17 protein-coding genes are annotated in these 17783 nt (G+C 73.1%); 10 read left to right on the top strand and 7 right to left on the bottom strand.

The genetic code is table 11. The features are described 5' to 3' along the window. Window positions 1–28 precede the first annotated feature (28 nt). On the top strand, window positions 29–1831 hold the full coding sequence (locus DB32_RS32920; protein ID WP_053236622.1) for a hypothetical protein: 1803 nt from the start codon (window positions 29–31) through the stop codon (window positions 1829–1831). On the opposite strand, the gene DB32_RS32915 is transcribed toward DB32_RS32920, so the two are convergent. From DB32_RS32915 to DB32_RS32900, 4 genes are all read right to left on the bottom strand, one after another. After that, the gene (locus DB32_RS32915) at window positions 1832–2839 is read right to left on the bottom strand and encodes a glycosyltransferase family 2 protein (RefSeq protein ID WP_053236621.1); all 1008 of its coding nucleotides are present in this window, start codon (window positions 2837–2839) and stop codon (window positions 1832–1834) included. A 215-nt stretch (window positions 2840–3054) separates the two neighbouring features. Beyond that, entirely contained in the window at window positions 3055–4404 is a 1350-nt protein-coding gene (locus DB32_RS32910) for a hypothetical protein (protein ID WP_157069670.1), read from the bottom strand. Between the two features lie 73 nt (window positions 4405–4477). Then, window positions 4478–4996: a hypothetical protein gene (locus DB32_RS32905; RefSeq protein ID WP_053236619.1), complete on the bottom strand. Its 519-nt coding sequence runs from the start codon at window positions 4994–4996 to the stop codon at window positions 4478–4480. A 202-nt stretch (window positions 4997–5198) separates the two neighbouring features. Then, window positions 5199–6068, bottom strand: a complete 870-nt coding sequence (locus DB32_RS32900; protein ID WP_157069669.1) for a cation diffusion facilitator family transporter — start codon at window positions 6066–6068, stop codon at window positions 5199–5201. A gap of 132 nt (window positions 6069–6200) precedes the next feature. On the opposite strand from DB32_RS32900, the gene DB32_RS32895 reads away from it, so the two are divergent. Beyond that, window positions 6201–6566, top strand: a complete 366-nt coding sequence (locus DB32_RS32895; RefSeq protein WP_053236617.1) for a hypothetical protein — start codon at window positions 6201–6203, stop codon at window positions 6564–6566. Between the two features lie 406 nt (window positions 6567–6972). Beyond that, a complete protein-coding gene (locus tag DB32_RS32890) occupies window positions 6973–7362 on the top strand; it encodes a hypothetical protein (protein WP_157069668.1) in 390 nt (129 codons plus the stop codon). Between the two features lie 39 nt (window positions 7363–7401). On the opposite strand, the gene DB32_RS32885 is transcribed toward DB32_RS32890, so the two are convergent. Next, complete coding sequence (locus DB32_RS32885; RefSeq protein WP_157069667.1) at window positions 7402–8484, bottom strand: hypothetical protein; 1083 nt, start codon at window positions 8482–8484, stop codon at window positions 7402–7404. A gap of 78 nt (window positions 8485–8562) precedes the next feature. On the opposite strand from DB32_RS32885, the gene DB32_RS32880 reads away from it, so the two are divergent. Then, window positions 8563–9732: an ArsA family ATPase gene (locus tag DB32_RS32880; RefSeq protein WP_053236614.1), complete on the top strand. Its 1170-nt coding sequence runs from the start codon at window positions 8563–8565 to the stop codon at window positions 9730–9732. Between the two features lie 4 nt (window positions 9733–9736). Here the strand turns inward: DB32_RS32880 and DB32_RS47390 are convergent, their stop codons facing one another. Next, window positions 9737–10282, bottom strand: a complete 546-nt coding sequence (locus tag DB32_RS47390) for a hypothetical protein (protein WP_157069666.1) — start codon at window positions 10280–10282, stop codon at window positions 9737–9739. A 195-nt stretch (window positions 10283–10477) separates the two neighbouring features. Here DB32_RS47390 and DB32_RS32870 point away from each other — a divergent pair, with 195 nt between their 5' ends. The 4 genes from DB32_RS32870 to DB32_RS32855 all read left to right on the top strand — a co-directional run bounded on the left by DB32_RS32870 (window position 10478) and on the right by DB32_RS32855 (window position 15842). Then, entirely contained in the window at window positions 10478–12391 is a 1914-nt protein-coding gene (locus DB32_RS32870; RefSeq protein WP_169791635.1) for a DUF4397 domain-containing protein, read from the top strand. 51 nt (window positions 12392–12442) lie between these two features. Continuing rightward, entirely contained in the window at window positions 12443–13888 is a 1446-nt protein-coding gene (glmU, locus tag DB32_RS32865) for a bifunctional UDP-N-acetylglucosamine diphosphorylase/glucosamine-1-phosphate N-acetyltransferase GlmU (RefSeq protein WP_053236611.1), read from the top strand. A gap of 97 nt (window positions 13889–13985) precedes the next feature. Next, window positions 13986–14654, top strand: coding sequence for a glutaredoxin family protein (locus DB32_RS32860; protein ID WP_083458084.1), 669 nt, complete (start codon window positions 13986–13988; stop codon window positions 14652–14654). Window positions 14655–14732: 78 nt separating this feature from the next. Continuing rightward, window positions 14733–15842, top strand: a complete 1110-nt coding sequence (locus DB32_RS32855) for a hypothetical protein (protein ID WP_053236609.1) — start codon at window positions 14733–14735, stop codon at window positions 15840–15842. On the opposite strand, the gene DB32_RS32850 is transcribed toward DB32_RS32855, so the two are convergent. Continuing rightward, the gene (locus tag DB32_RS32850; RefSeq protein ID WP_075097682.1) at window positions 15826–16761 is read right to left on the bottom strand and encodes an alpha/beta hydrolase; all 936 of its coding nucleotides are present in this window, start codon (window positions 16759–16761) and stop codon (window positions 15826–15828) included. The two genes, DB32_RS32855 and DB32_RS32850, sit on opposite strands and share 17 nt — an antisense overlap. Before the next feature lie 11 nt (window positions 16762–16772). Here DB32_RS32850 and DB32_RS45850 point away from each other — a divergent pair, with 11 nt between their 5' ends. After that, complete coding sequence (locus tag DB32_RS45850; RefSeq protein WP_169791634.1) at window positions 16773–17249, top strand: LysR family transcriptional regulator; 477 nt, start codon at window positions 16773–16775, stop codon at window positions 17247–17249. Next, a complete protein-coding gene (locus tag DB32_RS44615; RefSeq protein WP_053236606.1) occupies window positions 17140–17721 on the top strand; it encodes a LysR substrate-binding domain-containing protein in 582 nt (193 codons plus the stop codon). Before DB32_RS45850 ends, DB32_RS44615 begins: the two co-directional genes overlap by 110 nt. The last annotated feature ends 62 nt before the right edge of the window (window positions 17722–17783 follow it).

Raw genomic sequence — 17783 nt, 5'->3', positions numbered from 1 at the left:
CTGCGCGCCGCGTGCGGATGCTGCGCCGATGCGCTTCCTTTCTCTCGCCGGTTGCCTTCTCTCGTCGTTCCTGCTGTCCGGGTGCGCCGAGTCCCACGTCGCCGAGCGCGACGGAGGTGGATTCGTGGTGCTCCCCCCGGACGCGATGATCGGTGTGACCGATCCCGACGTCGACGCGGGCCCACCTCCGACGCGGTTCGAGCCGTGCGACGTGATCGGGCTCGGGACGCCGACCGCGATCGACGGCGCGGGCTCGCTCGTCGCGGTCGGGTCCGACGTGGGCGCGGTGCTCGTCGTGCGCGTGCCCGACGCGTGGGTGCTCGCCGAGCACCTGCTGCCCGACGCGCCGGTGCTCGCCGTCGCGATCACCGAGGACGGGCGCACCGTGCGCGCGGTGACGCCGCGCGCGAGCTTCGACATCGACGTCCGCAGCGGCGCGCGCACCGAGCGCGCGCGCCACGAGCCACCGCTGCTCGCGGCGTCGTTCCTCCTCGCGGGGCTCGATCCCGCGACGGTGCGACCGCTCGCGCGCGGCGTGCTCGTGCAGCCGCCCTTCGGCGATCCGATCGCGTTCGACGAGGCCGACGCCACGCGCGGCGTGCGCGTCGCCGCGTGGCACGGCGGGCTCGTCGCGATCGGGACGCCGGGGCGCGTGCTCGTGCACGGCGCGGATCGTGTGGTGCGCGAGGTCGTCGGGATCGACGACGGCGTGCCTGCGGAGATCGCGTTCACGTCGGGCGGCGCGCTGGCGACGACGCTCCGGCGGGACCCCTCGGAGCGCGCGCTGATCGTCGAGCCCGACGGAACGACGGTGCGCGCGATCGCGGGCGGCGGGCCCGAGCACGGCATCGCGGCGTCGTCGTCCGAGCCGCGCGTGCTGCTCGGCAGCGGCGACGTCGTCGACGTGCAGGGCGCGACGCCGCGCGTCGAGCGCACGTTCACGCCGAGCACGCTGCCGGCGTTCGCGGGAGGCGCGCTCGCGGGCGCGTCGGATCGCACGATCGTCGTCGAGGGCGAGGACGGCGCGCCGGTGCGCGCCGACGTCGACGTCGACGTCGAGCATGGGCTGCACTTCGTCACGCCCGACCGGCTCGTCGTCGCGATGGCCACCACGACGCGCGTGTACCGACCGGATCGCATCACGCCCGCGCGCGAGCTCGCGACCGGTCCGGTGCAGGGCCGCGGCAGCGCGATCGCGTACGTCACCGGCACGACGCTCACGATCGAGCCGGTCGAAGGCGAGGGCGCGATCGTGCACGAGGTCGGCGACGCGTGGGTCGTGGGGCTCGGCGCGCGCCACGCGTACGTCTGGAGCCCGGGCGCGCGCGAGCTGCGCGTCGTCGGGATCCGCGGCGGCGAGATCGCGCGCACCCACGCGCTCGCGGCGGTCGATCGGGTGATCGAGTCGGCCGACGGAGGGCGCTACGCGGTGATCCACGCCGGTCGCGCGCAGGTCTTCGAGGTCGCGACGGGGCGCCTGATCGGCACGCTCGCGGTCGGCGGGCACAGCGCGGGCCCGCCGCTCGACTTCGCGCTCGACGGACGGCTCGCGGTGATCGGCGGCGAAGGGCTCGAGGTGCTCGACCCCGAGACGTTCGTGGCGCGCTTCGCGCGATCGTCGCCCGCGATGGCGACGCGCTTCGACGCGTGGGGGCGCGTGGTGTCGATCCGCGCCGAGCACGAGACGATGCTGGCGATCGACGACGGCACGCTGCGCGAGGTGTGGTCGACGCCGGTGCCGGCCGCGGGCTTCGATCACCTCGCGGTCGCGCCGGGCCGCATCGCGATCGCGCGGCGCGGCGTCGTCGTCATCCACTGCGCGAGCGAGTGATCACTTGTACTCGATGAGCCGCACGCGCTCGCCGCGCAGCCGCGCGCGATGGAACTGCAGCACGCCCTGCAGCTCCGCGAACTTCGCGATCGTGATCGCGACGGCGTAGGTCGCGGCGTCGCGCCGCCGCCGCCCGCGGCGGCGCGTCGCGCGGTAGGCGCGCCACGCGGAGAGCGGATAGCCACCGAGCAGCGCCAGGCTCGCGCCGAACGTCGGCACCGCGAGCCCGGCCGCTGCCGCGGGCACGAGCGCGCCCCACAGCCAGATGCGGTTCTCCGCGCTGCGCGCGCGCACGCCGCGCACCCGCGCGCGACGGTAGGCGTGCTCCGCCGAGGCGTGCCCCGATCGCACGCAGCGCTTCCACCACTGCGACGCGCGCGTCATCGCCGCGTCGTGCAGCGTCATCTCGGCGTCGACGCGCTCGATCCGCCACCCGAGGTCGCGCATGCGCGCGCAGAGATCGGGCTCCTCGCCGGCGATGAGGGTCGCGTCGAAGCCACCCGCCGCGCGGAACGCGTCGAGCCGCATCATCGAGTCGCCGCCGCACGCGGCGGCATCGCCGACCGGCGTGTCCCACTCGACGTCGGTGATGCGGTTCCACACGCTCGCGTCGGGCCTGCGCTCGCGACGACGCCCGCACACCACCGCGAGGTCGCGATCGGCATCGAGCCGCGCGCGCGCGGTCTCGATCCACCCCGGCATCACCTCGCAGTCGCCGTCGACGAACTGCACGTAGCGCAGCGCGGGCGCGATCTCGAGCAACCGCTCGACGCCTGCGTTGCGCGCGCGCGCCGCGGTGAACGGCACCGATGGATCCAGCTCGACGACCTCGATCCCGCGCGCACGCGCGGCGGCGACGCTGCCGTCGGTCGATCCCGAGTCGACGTAGACGACGCGTGTCGCATCCCCGGGCGCGAGCAGCGCGGACAGCGAGTCGAAGCAGCGGACGAGCCGCACGCCCTCGTTGCGCCCGATCAGGACGCACCCGACCTCGGCGAGACCACCCATGCTCGCGAGATGTAGGCACCTGCGCGGTCACGACGAGAAGAGCCCGGCCGGGGGATGGGATCCCCGACCGGGCTCGTGGTGTCGCGCCCGGCGTCGGCGCGTTCGCGGGCGAGAGCAAGCGGGGCTGGGGCCCCGCGCGCAGTGTTCGGGGTAGGGGCCCCGATCCGGCTCCGCCGGTCGGGGGGAGGGGTCTTCCAAGACCCCTCCCGAAAGACTCAGCGCATGCGCCAGACGAGGTCGACCGAGCCCGAGAGGTACTGATCGGCCGCGCCGCCCGCGATGTACGTGTCGCCCGGCTCGGGGTTCATCGAGAACCAGTAGCGAGCCATCTCGAAGCCGGCGCGCACGCCCACGCCGATGTCGCTCTCCCAGCCGAGGTGCGCGCCGAGATCCATGCCGGTGCCCGAGTTGCGCGGGAACCACGTCCCGAGCGCGCCGGTGCCGGTGAGCACGCGCCAGCCGAACGACGCCTCGGTGTAGATGCCGGCGCCGACGTCGAGGCGGGCGCGCACCGCGGGACGGAGGAACTGGTACTCGACGTTCGGGAGCGCGGCGGTGTTGCCGCCGCTCGACGCGCCGAGCGCGAACGTGTGGATGCCACCGCCGACGCCGATGCCGAGCTCGAGCGGCGCGAGCGGGATGCGCAGATCCGCGCCGCCGCGGATGTCGATCGAGTCCGTCGGGTACGTCGTGCCGTCGCGCTGGCGCGACTGGATGCCGATCGCGCCGCCGAGGTAGAGCTCGACGCCGAGGTTCGCGAGGAAGTCCTGGGTGAAGTGCGCCGCCGGGTACCAGCGCGCCTGCGCGCGGAGGGTCCAGCCGATCGGCAGCTGGTAGGGGCGCAGCGTGAGGAAGATGTCGTCGTTGTACGAGTAGTCGCGCGAGAAGCCCGACGCGCCGATCGCGACCCAGAGCGGCGAGAGCTGCGGCCCGCTCGCGTCGCCGCGGCTCGAGCTCGACTCCTCGGCGTCCTCGCCGTCGTCGTCGTCGTCAGCACCGCGGCGCGACAGCGCGGGGGGCGCCTCGTCCTCGATGTCGCTCATGTCGCGCGACGAAGCGCGCGACGACGAGCCACCCGACGCGGCGCGCCCGGGCGCGTTGCCCTGCGACATCGAGAACCCGATGCGGTCGAAGAGCTGGCTGCGCACCTGCGCGCGGAGGCGGCCCGCGCCGCGCCCCGAGAACGTCTCTTCCGCGAGCTGCGCGCCGCTCGACGCGTCGCTGACGGTCACGCGCAGCTGGAAGCGCCGGCCGCGACGCGTCACGCGTCCCTCGACGATCGCGCGCGCGCCGATCTCGCCGGCGACCTCGGGCGAGGCTGGATCCGCGCCGAGCCGCGTGGCCGCGCGCTGCACCTCGGAGGGGCTCGCGACGTCCCAGCCGCCGCCCTCGAGCGAGCGCACCACCTCGGTGCGCGCCGCGTCGGCGCCCGGGCCGGAGAAGTCGAGCACGATCGCGCGGCGGTCCTGCGCCTCGCTCGTGCTCGGAGAGAGCGAGCCCACCAGCGCCGCGAGCGCGGCGGCGAGCCCGATCGTGGTGGAGACATGGGTCAGCGCGTTCCGCATGGGTCGTCGTCCCTTCGTCCTCGGCGTCGTCGTCTTCGTCCCGGTCACGTTCTCTCGATGGCGTTCGCGACGGTCACGGGCTGAGGCCCGCGATCCACGTGCGAACCGCCGCCAGCTGCTCGTCGCTCAGCGAGCCCCGCAGGAGCGGCATGCGCCCACCGCACTCGGGCGTCGACGACTCCATCTTCTCGAGGAGGTACGACGCGTCGGGATCGCCCGGCACCACGAGGATGCGATCCGCGCAGCCCGTCGCGGCGACGTTCACGAGGCGATCGCGAGCGCCGGCGCTCACGACGTCGAGCCCGAGCGCGGGCGACGACGCGCCGTGGCAGCCGCTGCCGGCGCAGTTCTCGGCGAGCACGTCGGCCCAGTTCAGCCCGCCGCCGCCACCGCCGTCGACCCCGGGCGTGCCCGAGTCCTCGTCGCTCGGAGGCGTGCCCGCGTCCTGACCACCGCCACCCCCGCCGGCGTCGCCGCCGCCGAGCCCGAAGCGCTCGGGGTTCTCGAGGTCACCGGCGCATGCCGTGAGCATCGCGGGCGCGATCATGATCGTGGCGAGCGCGACGATCCTCGTCAGGGCGGTGCCAGCCATCCGAGCTCCTTCCTCTTCCTCCGCGCGTCACGCGCAGCCGGCCCGCCCCTGTGCAGGTCGCGTACCGCTCACGATCCCAGCGGAATGTGCGCAGAATCGCGAAACGGGAGCCATGCGTGCTCCGATCGGCGGAGCCATCGGTGCTCTGTGCGGGGATCACAGACCCCGCCGTGCTCCTCGCGCGTCCCCCGCGCGCGCGCGGTCAGGCCGTCGCGGGGTTCACGTGCACGACCACCCGCGCGACGTCGTCCTCGCGGCCGAGGCGGGCCTCGACCGCGTGCGCGATGTCGTGCGCCGCGTGGATCGGCATCGTGGGGGGGACCGCGATCTCGACGTGGACGTGGAGCGACGCGCCCGACCAGGTCGCGACCAGCTCGTCGACCGCGCGGACCCCGTCGACCTGCGCGGCGATGCGCGCGAGCTCGTGCTTGCGATCCGCGGGCGCGGCTGCGCCCATGACCAGCCCGACGTTCTCGCGCGCGAGGCGCACCCCCGCGAACCCGACGTAGATCGCGATCACGATCGCGAGCACCGAGTCGACCGCGGGCATCTGCCAGCGCGCGAGCGCGTAGCCGACCAGCGCGACCGACCCGACGAGCACGTCGTTGCGCGCGTCGACCCGGAGCGCGTCGAGCGCGGGGTTCGCGCGGCGGGCGAGGGCGCGCGAGGCGAGCGCCGCGATGGTGCCCTTGAAGACGATCTTCGCGAGGAACGCGACCGCGACCGGCCAGTCGAGCTCGGCCTGGGCGCCGGTCGCGAGGGCGACCACCGCGGTGCGCAGCACCTCGACCGAGAGCACGCCGGCGAGCACCGCGACGACGAGCGCGGCGAGCGGCTCGGCGCGCGCGTGCCCGAGCGGATGATCGTCGTCGGCGGGCTGCGCCGCCTGGCGCACCGCCCACACCAGCGCGGCGCCCGCGAGCATGTCCGAGATCGAGTCCGCGGCCTGCGCGAGCGCGAGCTGGCTGCCGAACGCGAAGTGCACGAGCAGCAGCGCGATCGACATCGCGAGGCTGCCCGCGATGCTCGCGTAGGTGAGCCGCGCGACGTTGGGGTCCCGACCGGACGACACGGCGGGCGAGTCTGTGCGCGTCGCGCGGTCGAGTCGATCCACGGCCACGTCTCTTTCTTGGGCGCGGAGGCGCGAGCCGGTAGAGTTGCCTACATCCAACCACACGGCTCTGCGGGAGCCGAGAGGAGCCTGATGCGCATCGTCGAACGCCGGATCCGCCGCAGCGAGCAGCGCGAGCTCGCGCTCCGCTTCCAGATCGACCACGCGCGCGATCAAGCGCGCCTCGAGGCGCTGGTGCTCGCGGACGAGGCGGGCATCGCGCTCGCGGAGTCGGGGGATCGCGCGGTGTGCGAGGAGCTCGCGGCGATCGCGCCGCTGCTCGGTCGGACGATCTCGATGCCGATGCCGCCGTTGCTGCGCGGGGCCGACGTCGCGGTGCGCACGATGCGCGTGCACGGCCAGCCGCTCTATCTGGCGTCGATCGGCGGGACGGTCGCGCGCGACGCGCTCCTCGCGACCTCGCTGCGCGGCGTCGAGCGCATCCTCGCCGCGAATTGACGCGCCAGCAGGAGTGCTCGTCCCGGAGGGCCCGGACGGGAGCGCGCGGAGCGCGCGGACGGAAGGGCCCGGAGCGGCGAGCCGATTGACGACAGGAGTGCTCGTCCCGGAGGGCCCGGACGGGAGCGCGCGGAGCGCGCGGACGGAAGGGCCCGGAGCGGCGAGCCGATTGACGACAGGAGTGCTCGTCCCGGAGGGCCCGGACGGGAGCGCGCGGAGCGCGCGGACGGAAGGGCCCGGAGCGGCGAGCCGATTGACGACAGGAGTGCTCGTCCCGGAGGGCCCGGACGGGAGCGCGCGGAGCGCGCGGACGGAAGGGCCCGGAGCGGCGAGCCGATCAGTTGGGTTCCTGGGCGAAGGAGCGTGCGTGGCGCGCCGAGAGCGCGTCTTCTATGCTGCGCGCCCCGTGCGCTTCCTTCGCTCCGTGATCCTCGCGCTCGTCGCGGTCCAAGCCGCCGCGTGCGCCCCGCAGATCGGCGACTCGTGCTCGAGCGCCAGCAACTGCTCGATCAACGGCGATCGCCTCTGCGACATCGCGCAGCCCGGCGGGTACTGCACGGTCTTCGACTGCGAGCCCGACCGCTGCCCCGACGACTCGGTGTGCGTGCGCTTCAACCCGCAGCCGGCGCGCCGCGCGATCGTCGCGTGCATGAGGCGCTGCGAGAGCAGCGGAGACTGCCGCCAGGACGACGGCTACCGCTGCGTCGGGCCCGACGACCTCGCGGAGATGGACCTCGACGTCGAGGTCCGCGACACCGACGTCCAGCGCTTCTGCGTCGCCGTCGACGCGGAGTGAGGGTTGCGCGCGCAACCGTGACGGTTGCGCCTGCAACTCTCAGCGAACTGCCGCGCCGCTGAGATCGAGCAGACGATCGATCTCGCACGAGCCGCGGTGCCGATAGGGCCGCCCCGGGCAGAACATGCTCGCGCGGAAGTCCTGGCCCTCGCAGTCGCAGAACACCTGGGTGTCGCGCACGCACGCGCGCTCCGGGCGGCCGCACGTCCACTCCATGCCGCAGCCCGCCGGTCCCTGACACACCTGGTTCCCCGGGCAGTCGCGGTTGGTGCGGCACACGCGCTCGCCGCGGTGCGGCGCGGGCTCCTCGGGGATCGACATCGCGACGCTCGTCGGCGCGCCGGCATCACGCTGGCGGGTCGCGATCGGCGCGCCCGCGTCGCGCTCTCGGGTCGCGATCGCGGCGCCCGCATCGCGCTCGATCGGCGCCACACCCGCGTCGAGCTCGTCGGCGCGCGCGATGGCCTCGCGGCACGCACCGCGATGCACGAAGGGCCGCCCCGGGCACGTCGAGCTCGCGTGGAACGTCTGCCCGTCGCACCCACAGAACGCCGCGCGATCACGCGTGCAACCGCGCGCCCGCACGCACGTCCAGTCGGTGTTGCAGCCCGCGATGCCGAAGCACGTGAGCCCGCGCCCGCACTGCGAGCTCGACGCGCACGTGCGGTCCTGCGTCGTCGGGGGCTCGTCGTAGTCGTGGATGCCGAGCTCGGTGCCCGCCGCGATCAGCTCGCCCATCGCCTCGCAGGGCCCGACGTGCGCGTACGGACGCCCCGGGCACCCACCGCGCGCGTAGAACGTCGCGCCGTCGCAGTCGCAGTACGCGACGTTCTCGTCCATGCACTCGCGCGCCTCGCCGCACGCCCAGTCGCTCGTGCATCCGGGCGCGCCGCGGCACTGCATGCCCGCGCCGCAAGAGTCGGTGCGCACGCACGCGGGTCCGTCGGGCGCGCGATCGTCCTCGGGCACTTGCAGGCCGGGCTCCTCGACCGGCGCCTCGACCACGGGTGTGCCCGCGTCCATGCGCTCTTCGCGTGGACGCTCCGGCGGCGGGCGCTCGGGGCCCGAGCACGCAGACGCGAGCAGCAGCGCGATCGAGAGCGGGATCGTGAGCCGGCGCATGACGTCGAGCCCGCAGCCATACACGAGGTGCGCGCGCGATGGAACCCCGCGATGGTTGGCGCTAGGCTCGCGCGCCTGATGCCGAGCTCGCTGCGGGACGTCCTCGACTCTCATCGCGTCGTCGTGTGCGTCGGGTCCGGAGGCGTCGGCAAGACCACGACCGCTGCGTCGCTCGCGCTGCACGCCGCGATGCACGGACGTCGCGTGCTCTGTCTGACGATCGACCCCGCGAAGCGCCTCGCGAACAGCCTCGGGCTGAACGAGATGACGACGGAGGAGCAGGTCGTCCCGAAGACGCTCTTCGACGCGCAGGGCCTGGCGATGCGCGGTGCGCTGAGCGCGATGATGCTCGACACCAAGCGCACGTTCGACGAGCTCGTGCGGCGCACCGCGTCGAGCCCCGAGCGCGCCGAGCGCATCCTCGGCAACAAGCTCTACCAGTACATCTCGACGTCGCTCGCGGGCACGCAGGAGTACATGGCGATGGAGAAGCTCCACGCCGTGAAGAACGACCCGCGCTACGACCTCATCGTCCTCGACACGCCGCCGACGTCGAACGCGCTCGACTTCCTCGACGCGCCCGAGCGGCTCGCGGGGCTCGTCGACTCACCGGCGATGCGCTGGTTCGTCCAGGCGTTCGAGGGCGCGGGCAAGCTCTCGCTGAACCTCGTGGGCAAGGGCGCGGCGTTCCTGCTGCGTGGCCTCTCGAAGTTCACGGGCACCGGCTTCCTCGAGGAGGTCGCGGCGTTCATCACCGACTTCAACGATCTGTTCGGTGGCTTCCGGGCGCGCGCGCAGGAGGTCGCGAACGACTTCCGCTCGGCCGAGGTCGCATTCGTGATCGTCACGAGCCCGGCGCCGCTCGCGATCGAAGAGGCGATCTACTTCGGCGAGCGCCTCGCCGAGGCGGGCATGCGGCGCGACGCGTTCGTGATCAACCAGGTGCACCAGCTGATCGCGGAGCCGAGCGCGCCGACGTCGCAGCTCGAGGCCGAGGCGAAGGCGCACCTGCCGGAGGACGTCGACGCGGCGAAGATGGTCGCGCGGATGCGTCGCGCGCTCGACGACGCGCGCCTGCGCGCGGTGGCGGATCGGCTCGAGGCGGATCGCCTGAAGAACCGCAGCGGCAAGGACGCGCTCTACGTCGAGGTGCCGGTGCTCGAGCACGACGTGCACGACCTGGGATCGCTGGCGCGCGTCGCGAGCTACCTCGTCGGCGAGCGGCAGAACGAGGTCGTCACGCACTGAGCCGTCAGCGCGGCACCGGCACGCCGGTGTGGCGCTCGATCGGACCGAAGAACGTCGCGTCGGTCGGGAAGCGCAGCGCGGTGAGCGCGATGCCGGTCGCGATGAACGCGCCCCACACGATCGGCGGATGACCGAGGAACGCGCTCGCGAAGCCGATCACGCTGATCGACTCGGAGAACGCGATCGAGAGGATGAACGGCGTCGTGCCGATCATCCGCGCGATCCGGTGCACCGCCGCGACGTCGGCGTGCTCGCGGATCGTCGGCGCCGCGCCGCGGAACCCGACGGGCGCGCTCGGGTCGGGGACCTCGCGCATCTCGAAGCGATGGCGCGCGAGCGCGGCGCGCAGGAAGTGCTGCGGCAAGAGGAACGACGCGATCGCGCTGCTGGTCGCGACCGCGACGAGCACCGCGAGCAGCGTGTCGTCGGGGCGCGCCGAGGGCAGCTCGACGAGCGGCACCGCGAGCAGCAGCACGAAGATGCCCTGCGCGATCAGCAGCGCGAGCCAGAGCATGCGCGGGACGAAGAGGCGCGAGGGAGTGCCAGCCACCGCGCGATTCTAAACGACCCCGTAGCGCGATCGTCGCGACCCGCGGCACCATGCTCGTGTGAGGCCAGGGTCGGAGCTCCGCGTCTTCCTCGATCATCGCGTGCTCCCGCGCGATCGAGCGTCGAGCCGGACCGAGAGCGTCGTGCGCGGTGTGTTCGCCGCATGACGTGCTCCGCCTCGCGAGAGGAGATGACCATGCGTGCTTGGAGATGGCTCGCTTGCGCGAGCGTGGTGGTGCTTGCCAGCTGCGGCGACGACTCACCGGAGACTGCGCTGCGCGTCGTGCACCTGAGCGCGGACGCGCCGCGGATCGACGTGTTCGTCGATGGAGAAGGACCGATCGTGTCCGGTGTCGCGTTCGCGGAAGGAAGCGACGCGATCCACGTCGCGCCCGGCGATCGCGACGTGCAGATCGCGGCGGCGGGCGACGGTGCGGACGAGGCGGTCGTCACGCTGAGCGGCGTGAGCATCGCGGATGGTCGTCGCTACACCGCGGTCGCGTTCGGCGCGCTCGCGCGCGTGCAGGCGAGCGTCGTCGAGGACGACGCGTCGGGGATCGCGAGCGGTGAGACCCGCGTGCGCGTCATCCACGCCGCCGAGGGCGTCGGCACCGTCGATCTCTACGTCGTGCCCGGCACCGGCGCGCCCGAGCCCCTCGCCGAGAACCTGCGCTACGGCGGCGCCTCCGATCCCGTCGACCTCGAGGCCGGCGCGCTCGTCGTGGGCATCGATCTCGACGACGACGCGACCCCGGATCGGCTCTTCGCGATCGACGCGCTCCCCGAGCGCGCCGTCGTCAACGTCTTCACCGCGGTCGACGACGAGGGCACGCCGTTCCTGCTGGTGCAGGGGCCCGACGACACCGAGCGCGTCGATGCGCTCCGGCAGCGCCTGCGCGTCGTGCACCTCGGCCCCGATGCGCCATCGATCACGCCGCTCGTCGGCGACGCGGCGCTCGATCCGATCGCGTTCGGCGCGAGCACCGACTACGTCGATCTCGCGGGCGGCGAGGCCGCGCTCGAGCTCACGACCGACGGCACGAGCGCGACCTCGGTGCTCAGCGTGCCGCTGCGGCTCGAGCAGGGCCGCACGTACACCGCGGTCGCGATCGGCGCGCTCGCGAGCCTCGATGCGGTCGTGTTCGAGGACGACACCGCGGGGCTGTCGCCGATCGACGTGCGCGTCCGCGCGATCCACGCCGCGCCCACGCTCGGCACGGTCGACGTGTACGCGGTCGCCGCGGACGGCCAGACCGAGAGCCTGCTGAGCGACGTCGAATTCGGCGACGCCGCCGAGCCGTTCGATCTCCCGTACGGCGCGTACACGCTGGGCATCGATCGCGACGACGACGCCACGCCGGATCTCTATTTCTCGCTCCCCGAGCTCGAAGGCGGGGCGCTCGCGAACCTCTACTTCGCGCAGGACGCCGAGGGCGACGCGCTCGTGCTCGCGCAGCTCGAGGGCGCGACCACCACGCGCGTCGATCCCTCGCAGTCCGACGTGCGCGTGCTGCACCTCTCGCGCGACGCGCCGAACGTCGACGTGTACGCGGGCAGCGCCGTCGCGGCGGTCACCGACCTCGCGTTCAAGGCGCAGTCGAGCGTGATCTCGGTGCCGAGCGGCGCGCTGTCGATCGCCGTCGCCGCGACCGGCTCCCCGACGCCGCTGCTCGACACCGACGTCCGCGTGATGCCCGGTCGTGCGTACACCGTCGTCGTGTACGACGATCTCGCATCGATCGACGTCGTCGCGCTGGAGGACGACGCGGCGGGCCTCTCGTCGTCGAACATCCGCGTGCCGATCACCCACGTCGCGCCCGGCGTCACGCGCGGCGACGTGTACGAGCTGCTCGGCGGAGGCACCACCTTCGGCACCCAGCTCGTCGACGACTTCGGGTTCGGCGAGACCGAGGCGCCGGTCGATCTCCCCGCGGGCACCTACACGATCGGCTTCGACGCCGAGGCCGACGGCGACGTGCAGGCGATCTTCGATCTGCCGCTGCTGACGCCCGGCACGTATGCGCGCGCGTACGTCTTCCAGGAAGCGAGCGGGAGCGTCGGCGTGCTGGTGCAGCTGCGCAGCAGCGTCGTGGTCGTGCCGGCGCGGTAGGAGCGAGGCTTTGCGGCGACCGGAGCGGGGGCTAGGCTCCGTTCCGTCGAAATGACCAACATCGCTGCGGATCGTCCCCTCGCCGCCGTCGTGCTCGCCGCTGGGCAGGGCACGCGCATGAAGAGCTCGCTGCCCAAGGTGCTGCACCCCGTGTGCGGGCTCCCGATGGTCGCGTGGGTGGTGCGCAGCGCGCTCGCGTCGGGCGCGCGCCGCGTCGTCGTCGTGGTCGGGCACGGTCGCGAGGCGGTCGAGGCCGATCTCCGTGCGCGCTTCGGCAGCGAGGTGGAGATCGCGGTGCAGTCGGAGCAGCGCGGCACCGGGCACGCGGTGATGTGCGGGATGGAGCCGCTCGCCGACTTCGAGGGCGACGTCGCGATCCTCTGCGGCGACGTGCCGCTGCTCGAGAAGGGCGCGATCGATGCGCTGCTCGCGGCGCGTCGCGCGAGCGGCGCGGGCCCGGTCGCGCTGCTCACGAGCGTGCTCGACGATCCGACCGGCTACGGGCGCATCCTCCGCGACGCGAAGGGCCACGTCGTCGGCATCCGCGAGCACAAGGACGCGTCGCCCGAAGAGCGCGCGATCAAGGAGTGGAACGCGGGCGTGTACTGCGTCGACGCGTCGTTCCTGCGCGCGTCGCTCGCGAAGCTGACGCCCGCGAACGCGCAGAAGGAGCTCTACCTCACCGACGTCGTCGCGATGGCGGGCGCGCAGGGCGGTGCGACCGGGATCCGCTGGAGCGCGGAGAGCGTGCAGGGCGTCAACGATCGCTTCCAGCTGAGCGAGGTCGAGGCGGTGATGCGGCGTCGCATCGCGCGCCGGCTCGGCGAGAGCGGCGTGACGATCCGCGATGCCGCGACGCTCTACGTGGGCGCCGACGTCGTGGTCGAGCCCGACGCGGTGCTCGAGGCGAACGTCACGCTGCGCGGCAAGACGAAGATCGGCGCGGGCGCGCGCATCGACGTCGGCTGCGTGCTCGAGGACGTGGAAGTGGCACCCGGTGCCAATTTGAAGCCGTACACCGTCGCGTCGCAGTCGAAGGTCGGCGAGGCAGCGCAGGTCGGTCCGTTCTCGCACCTTCGTCCCGACAGCGAGCTCGGGCCCGACGTGCACGTCGGCAACTTCGTCGAGCTCAAGAAGACGCGCATGGGCCGCGGCAGCAAGGCGAACCACCTCGCGTACCTCGGTGACGGCCTCGTCGGCGAGAAGGTGAACGTCGGCGCGGGCACGATCTTCTGCAACTACGACGGGTACCGGAAGAGCACGACGATCCTCGAGGACGGCGCGTTCATCGGGAGCGACTCGCACCTCGTGGCGCCGGTGCGCGTGGGCAAGGGCGCGTACGTCGCGACCGGCACCACGGTGACCAAGGACGTGCCCGACGACGCGCTCGCGGTCGGCCGCGCGAAGCAGGAGAACAAGCTCGGCTACGCGTCGCGCCTCAAGGCGAAGCTGAAGAGCGCGGCCGACGCCGACAAGGCCGAGAAGCAGAAGAAGTGAAGAGAGATCCCAAAATCGGCTCGCCCGCTCAGGGCCTCCCGTCCGCGTGCTCCGCACGCTTCCGTCGGGCCCTGCGCCGGCGAGCACTCCAGCCGAGATGAGCATGGAGAGCGAGCGCACGCCGGGCGCGCGCTGCCCAACGCACGACATCGCGTTGAGCCCGTCCGGCGATTGCATCGTGTGCCGGCGCTCGCTCGCGCCGGCGGCGCAGCCGGAGCCCGAGAGCTCGTGGGGACGCGCGCTCGTCGGCGTCGCGATGGTCGTGGTGATGGCGATCCTCGCGCTCGTCACCTGGCCCGGTGCGGACGCGGAGATCGCGTCGACGATCGCGCGCGAGCCCGAGCCCGTGATCCCACCTGCGGCTGCTCCTCCGCCGCCGGCACGCACGGCGATGCCGCCGCGGAGCGCGCCGCGCGAGCCGGTCGAGAGCGTCCCGCGCGCGCCGACGACGCCGCGCGTGATCCAGGCGACCCCGCCGCTCGATCGCCACGCGCTGGCAGCGGCGCGCCGCCGCGTGTCGATCGTCATGTACTCGACGTCGTGGTGCGGTGCGTGTCGCCAGGCGCGCGCGTTCCTCGATCAGCTCGAGGGCGTGAGCTACGTCGACCACGACATCGATCGCGACGCGCGGGCGCGCGAGCGCATGCGCGCGCTCAACCCGCGCGGCTCGATCCCGACCATCGACGTCGAGGGCCGCGTGTTCGTGGGCCTGAGCCCGAGCGCGCTCGAGCGCGCGATCGACGACGCCGCGCGCCGCCACATGTGATGCACCGTGTGCATGGTCTCGACGCAGACCATGCACCGCGTGCATGGTCGTCACGACGTGCGATAGGCTCGCGCGCCGATGCGTCGTTCCTGGCTCGCGCTCTCGATGTCCGTGGCGATCGGCTGTGGTGCGCGCAGCGGCCTCGACGTGCCGGACGACGCGGGCGCCGACGCCGCGGACGCCGCGCCGTTCCGCAGCTTTCCGTGTCGTTGGTTCCCGGGCGAGACGGTCGAGCTCCCGGCGAACGATCTCGCAGTGCGCCGGACCGCGGCGGTGAGCACCGAGCTCGATCGCGTCGCGATCATCGGGCGCGATCCCGAGGACGCGTCCGTCGATCGCGCGTTCCTCCTGCTCCCGCGCGCGACGCCCGCGCTGCAGCGCGAGATCGAGGTGCCCGCTCGCCATCGTGGTGGTCTCGTTCCGAGACCTGGCGGATGGCTCGAAGCGGTCCGCGGTGACGCGACGTCCTGCGAGCTACGTCTGCTGACGCCGAGCTTCGACGTCGAGCGCACCCTCGCGATCCTTCCCGCCACGCACGACTGCGCGATCGATCCGATCGACCTCGAGCACGTCGTGCTGCAGACCTGGCCCGTCTCGGAAGGCCTGTCGAGCGTGATCTCGATCCTCCGCATCGACGACGGCACGATGCTCGAGGTGTCGCGTGGCGACATCGCCTCCGCGACGCTCGATCGCGACGGTCATGCATACGTCGTCGTGGGGCGAGAGCGCGAGCTCGAGGTTCGCGTCGTCACACGCGAGGCCACGGAGCTCCGCGCGGTGCTCCCTGCGCGGAACACGGCTTGGGCGCGCATCGTGCCCGATCGTCTGCTCGGTGGCGCGATCTTGCTCTACGAGCGCCATCACGAGCGCTGGGCGCTCGATCGCCTGCGAGTGCGCGACGGAGCGATCGAGCGCGAGCCGATCGCGCAGATCGACCACCCGCTCAGCGGAGCACACGATCTCGCGACCAACGAGACCGAGGCGCTCTTCTCGCTGCGCGATGGCTCGTTCGTCGCGATCCCGCTGCACAGCGGGGATGTTCGCGTGTTCGACCCGCCTCTCGTGCCGGGCTCCGAGCACCAGGTCGTGATCGCGCCGGGCGAGAGCGCGGCCGGCCAGCTGTGGATCGGCGCGAGCGCGGACGGCAGCAGGCGCCTCTTCTATCGCTCCCTCACGTGCAATCGGTGAAGAACGCAGCGAGTCGATCACACGCGGGCTCGATGCGCGCGGGATCGTCGTAGAAGTCGATCTGTCCCTTCGACTCGACCCAGCACACGTCGACCGGACCGCCGAGCGACGCGATGAACTTCTGCGCGAGCTTCGGCGCGAGCGCGTGGTCGGAGTGCACGACGAGCGTGGGCACGCGGATGCGCGGCGCCGCGGACATCGCGTCGTACGGCAGGGTGTCGGCGCGCGACATCACCGCGAGCGCGTTGACGTAGCTCGGCACCGCGCCGCGTGGCGTGCCGTAGTACTCGAACGCCTCGGCGAGCGGCATCGCGACCGGTCCTTCGCGCCCGACCGCCGGGATCGTGATCACCTCGCCGGTCTGCTCGAAGCGACGCCGCGCGTCGTGCGCCTCGGCGAGCGCGCGATCGTACGACTCGCCCATCCACGCGCGCTGCTGCGCGGCGTCGTGGAAGAACCCCGCGACCGCGCCGAACGCCTTCACGCGCGCATCGCCGGCGACGACCGACGCGGCGTACCCCGCGCCCGCGCACACACCGACGACCGCGAGCCGCGTGGCATCGACCTCGGGGCGCGCCGCGAGCACGTCGAGCGCGCGGTGCAGGTCCTCGATCTTCTTGGGCGGCGACTCGTACTGGCGCGCGCGCCCGCCGCTCTCGCCGAAGAAGCGATGATCGATCGCGAGCGTGACGAAGCCGCGCGCCGCGAGCGCACGCGCGTAGTTGCCGGAGGCTTGCTCCTTCACCGACGTCATCGGTCCGTCGATCACGATCGCAGGGTGCGGGCCTGCCCCCTCGGGAAGGAACAAGCGCCCGACGACGGAGTCGCCGTCGACCTCGAACACGACGCGCTCGGTGGACATGTGCGGACGATGGCTCGACGCGCTGCGCGCGCGAATCGAACGTGTGGATGGCTCCATTCGCGCGCGTGATGAGCGCGAGTGCGATAGTCGCGCGGATGTCGAACGCGTCACCGCGCCTGTCGTCGCTCGATCTCAACCTGCTCGTCGCGCTCGACGCGCTCCTGCGCGAGCGCAGCGTGACCTCGGCGGGGCGACGCATCGGGCTCAGCCAGCCCGCGATGAGCCACGCGCTCTCGCGCCTGCGCGAGCTGCTCGGCGATCCCATCCTCGCGCGCGAAGGACGCGTGATGCGCCACACCGCGCTCGCCGAGCGCCTCGCGCCGCAGGTGCGCCGCCTGCTCGGCGAGATCGAAGCGACGCTGCTCGGGCATCGCGCGTTCGTTCCCGCGCGCGCAGCGCACGTTCCGCGTCGCGACGAACGATCACTGCGGCGCCGTGCTCGTCCCCGAGGTGCTCGCGCGCATCCGCGACGAGGCGCCGCTCGTCGAGCTCGAGCTGCACGCGCACCGCGGCGAAGCGCCGGCGCACGAGCTCGAGCGCGGTGAGCTCGACGTCGCGCTCGGCGTGTTCCTGCGCGTCGCGCCCGGGCTCGAGCACGCGGAGCTCTTCCGCGAGTCGTTCGCGTGCATCGTGCGCAAGGGCCATCCTCGCGTCGGCAGAGCGCTCACGCTCGAGCGCTTCCTCGAGCTCGATCACGTGCTGGTGAGCGCGCCCGACTACGGGCCCGGTGTGGTCGAGTTCGAGCTCGCGAAGCGATCGCTGCGCCGGCGCGTCGCGGTGCGTGTCCCGAGCTTCCTCGTCGCGCCCGCGCTGGTCGCGCGCACCGACATGATCTGCACGGTGCCGCGCGGCATCGCCGAGCTCGCGGCGCGCGCGCATCCGCTGCGCGTGGTGTCGCCGCCGATCGAGCTTCCGTCGTTCGCGGTGCAGATGATCTGGCGCGCGGGCGCGGGCTCCGACGTCGCGCTGCGCTGGCTTCGCGCGCACCTCGTCGCGGCGGCGACGCGCGTCGGCTGATCATCGATCGCACGAATCGCTGCATCCGATCGTCGGATTGGGCACCTCGGCGGCGCGCTCGC

The organism is Sandaracinus amylolyticus (genome assembly GCF_000737325.1).
Taxonomy (GTDB): domain Bacteria; phylum Myxococcota_A; class Polyangia; order Polyangiales; family Sandaracinaceae; genus Sandaracinus; species Sandaracinus amylolyticus.
This window is presented reverse-complemented; position numbering and strand designations above follow the sequence as displayed.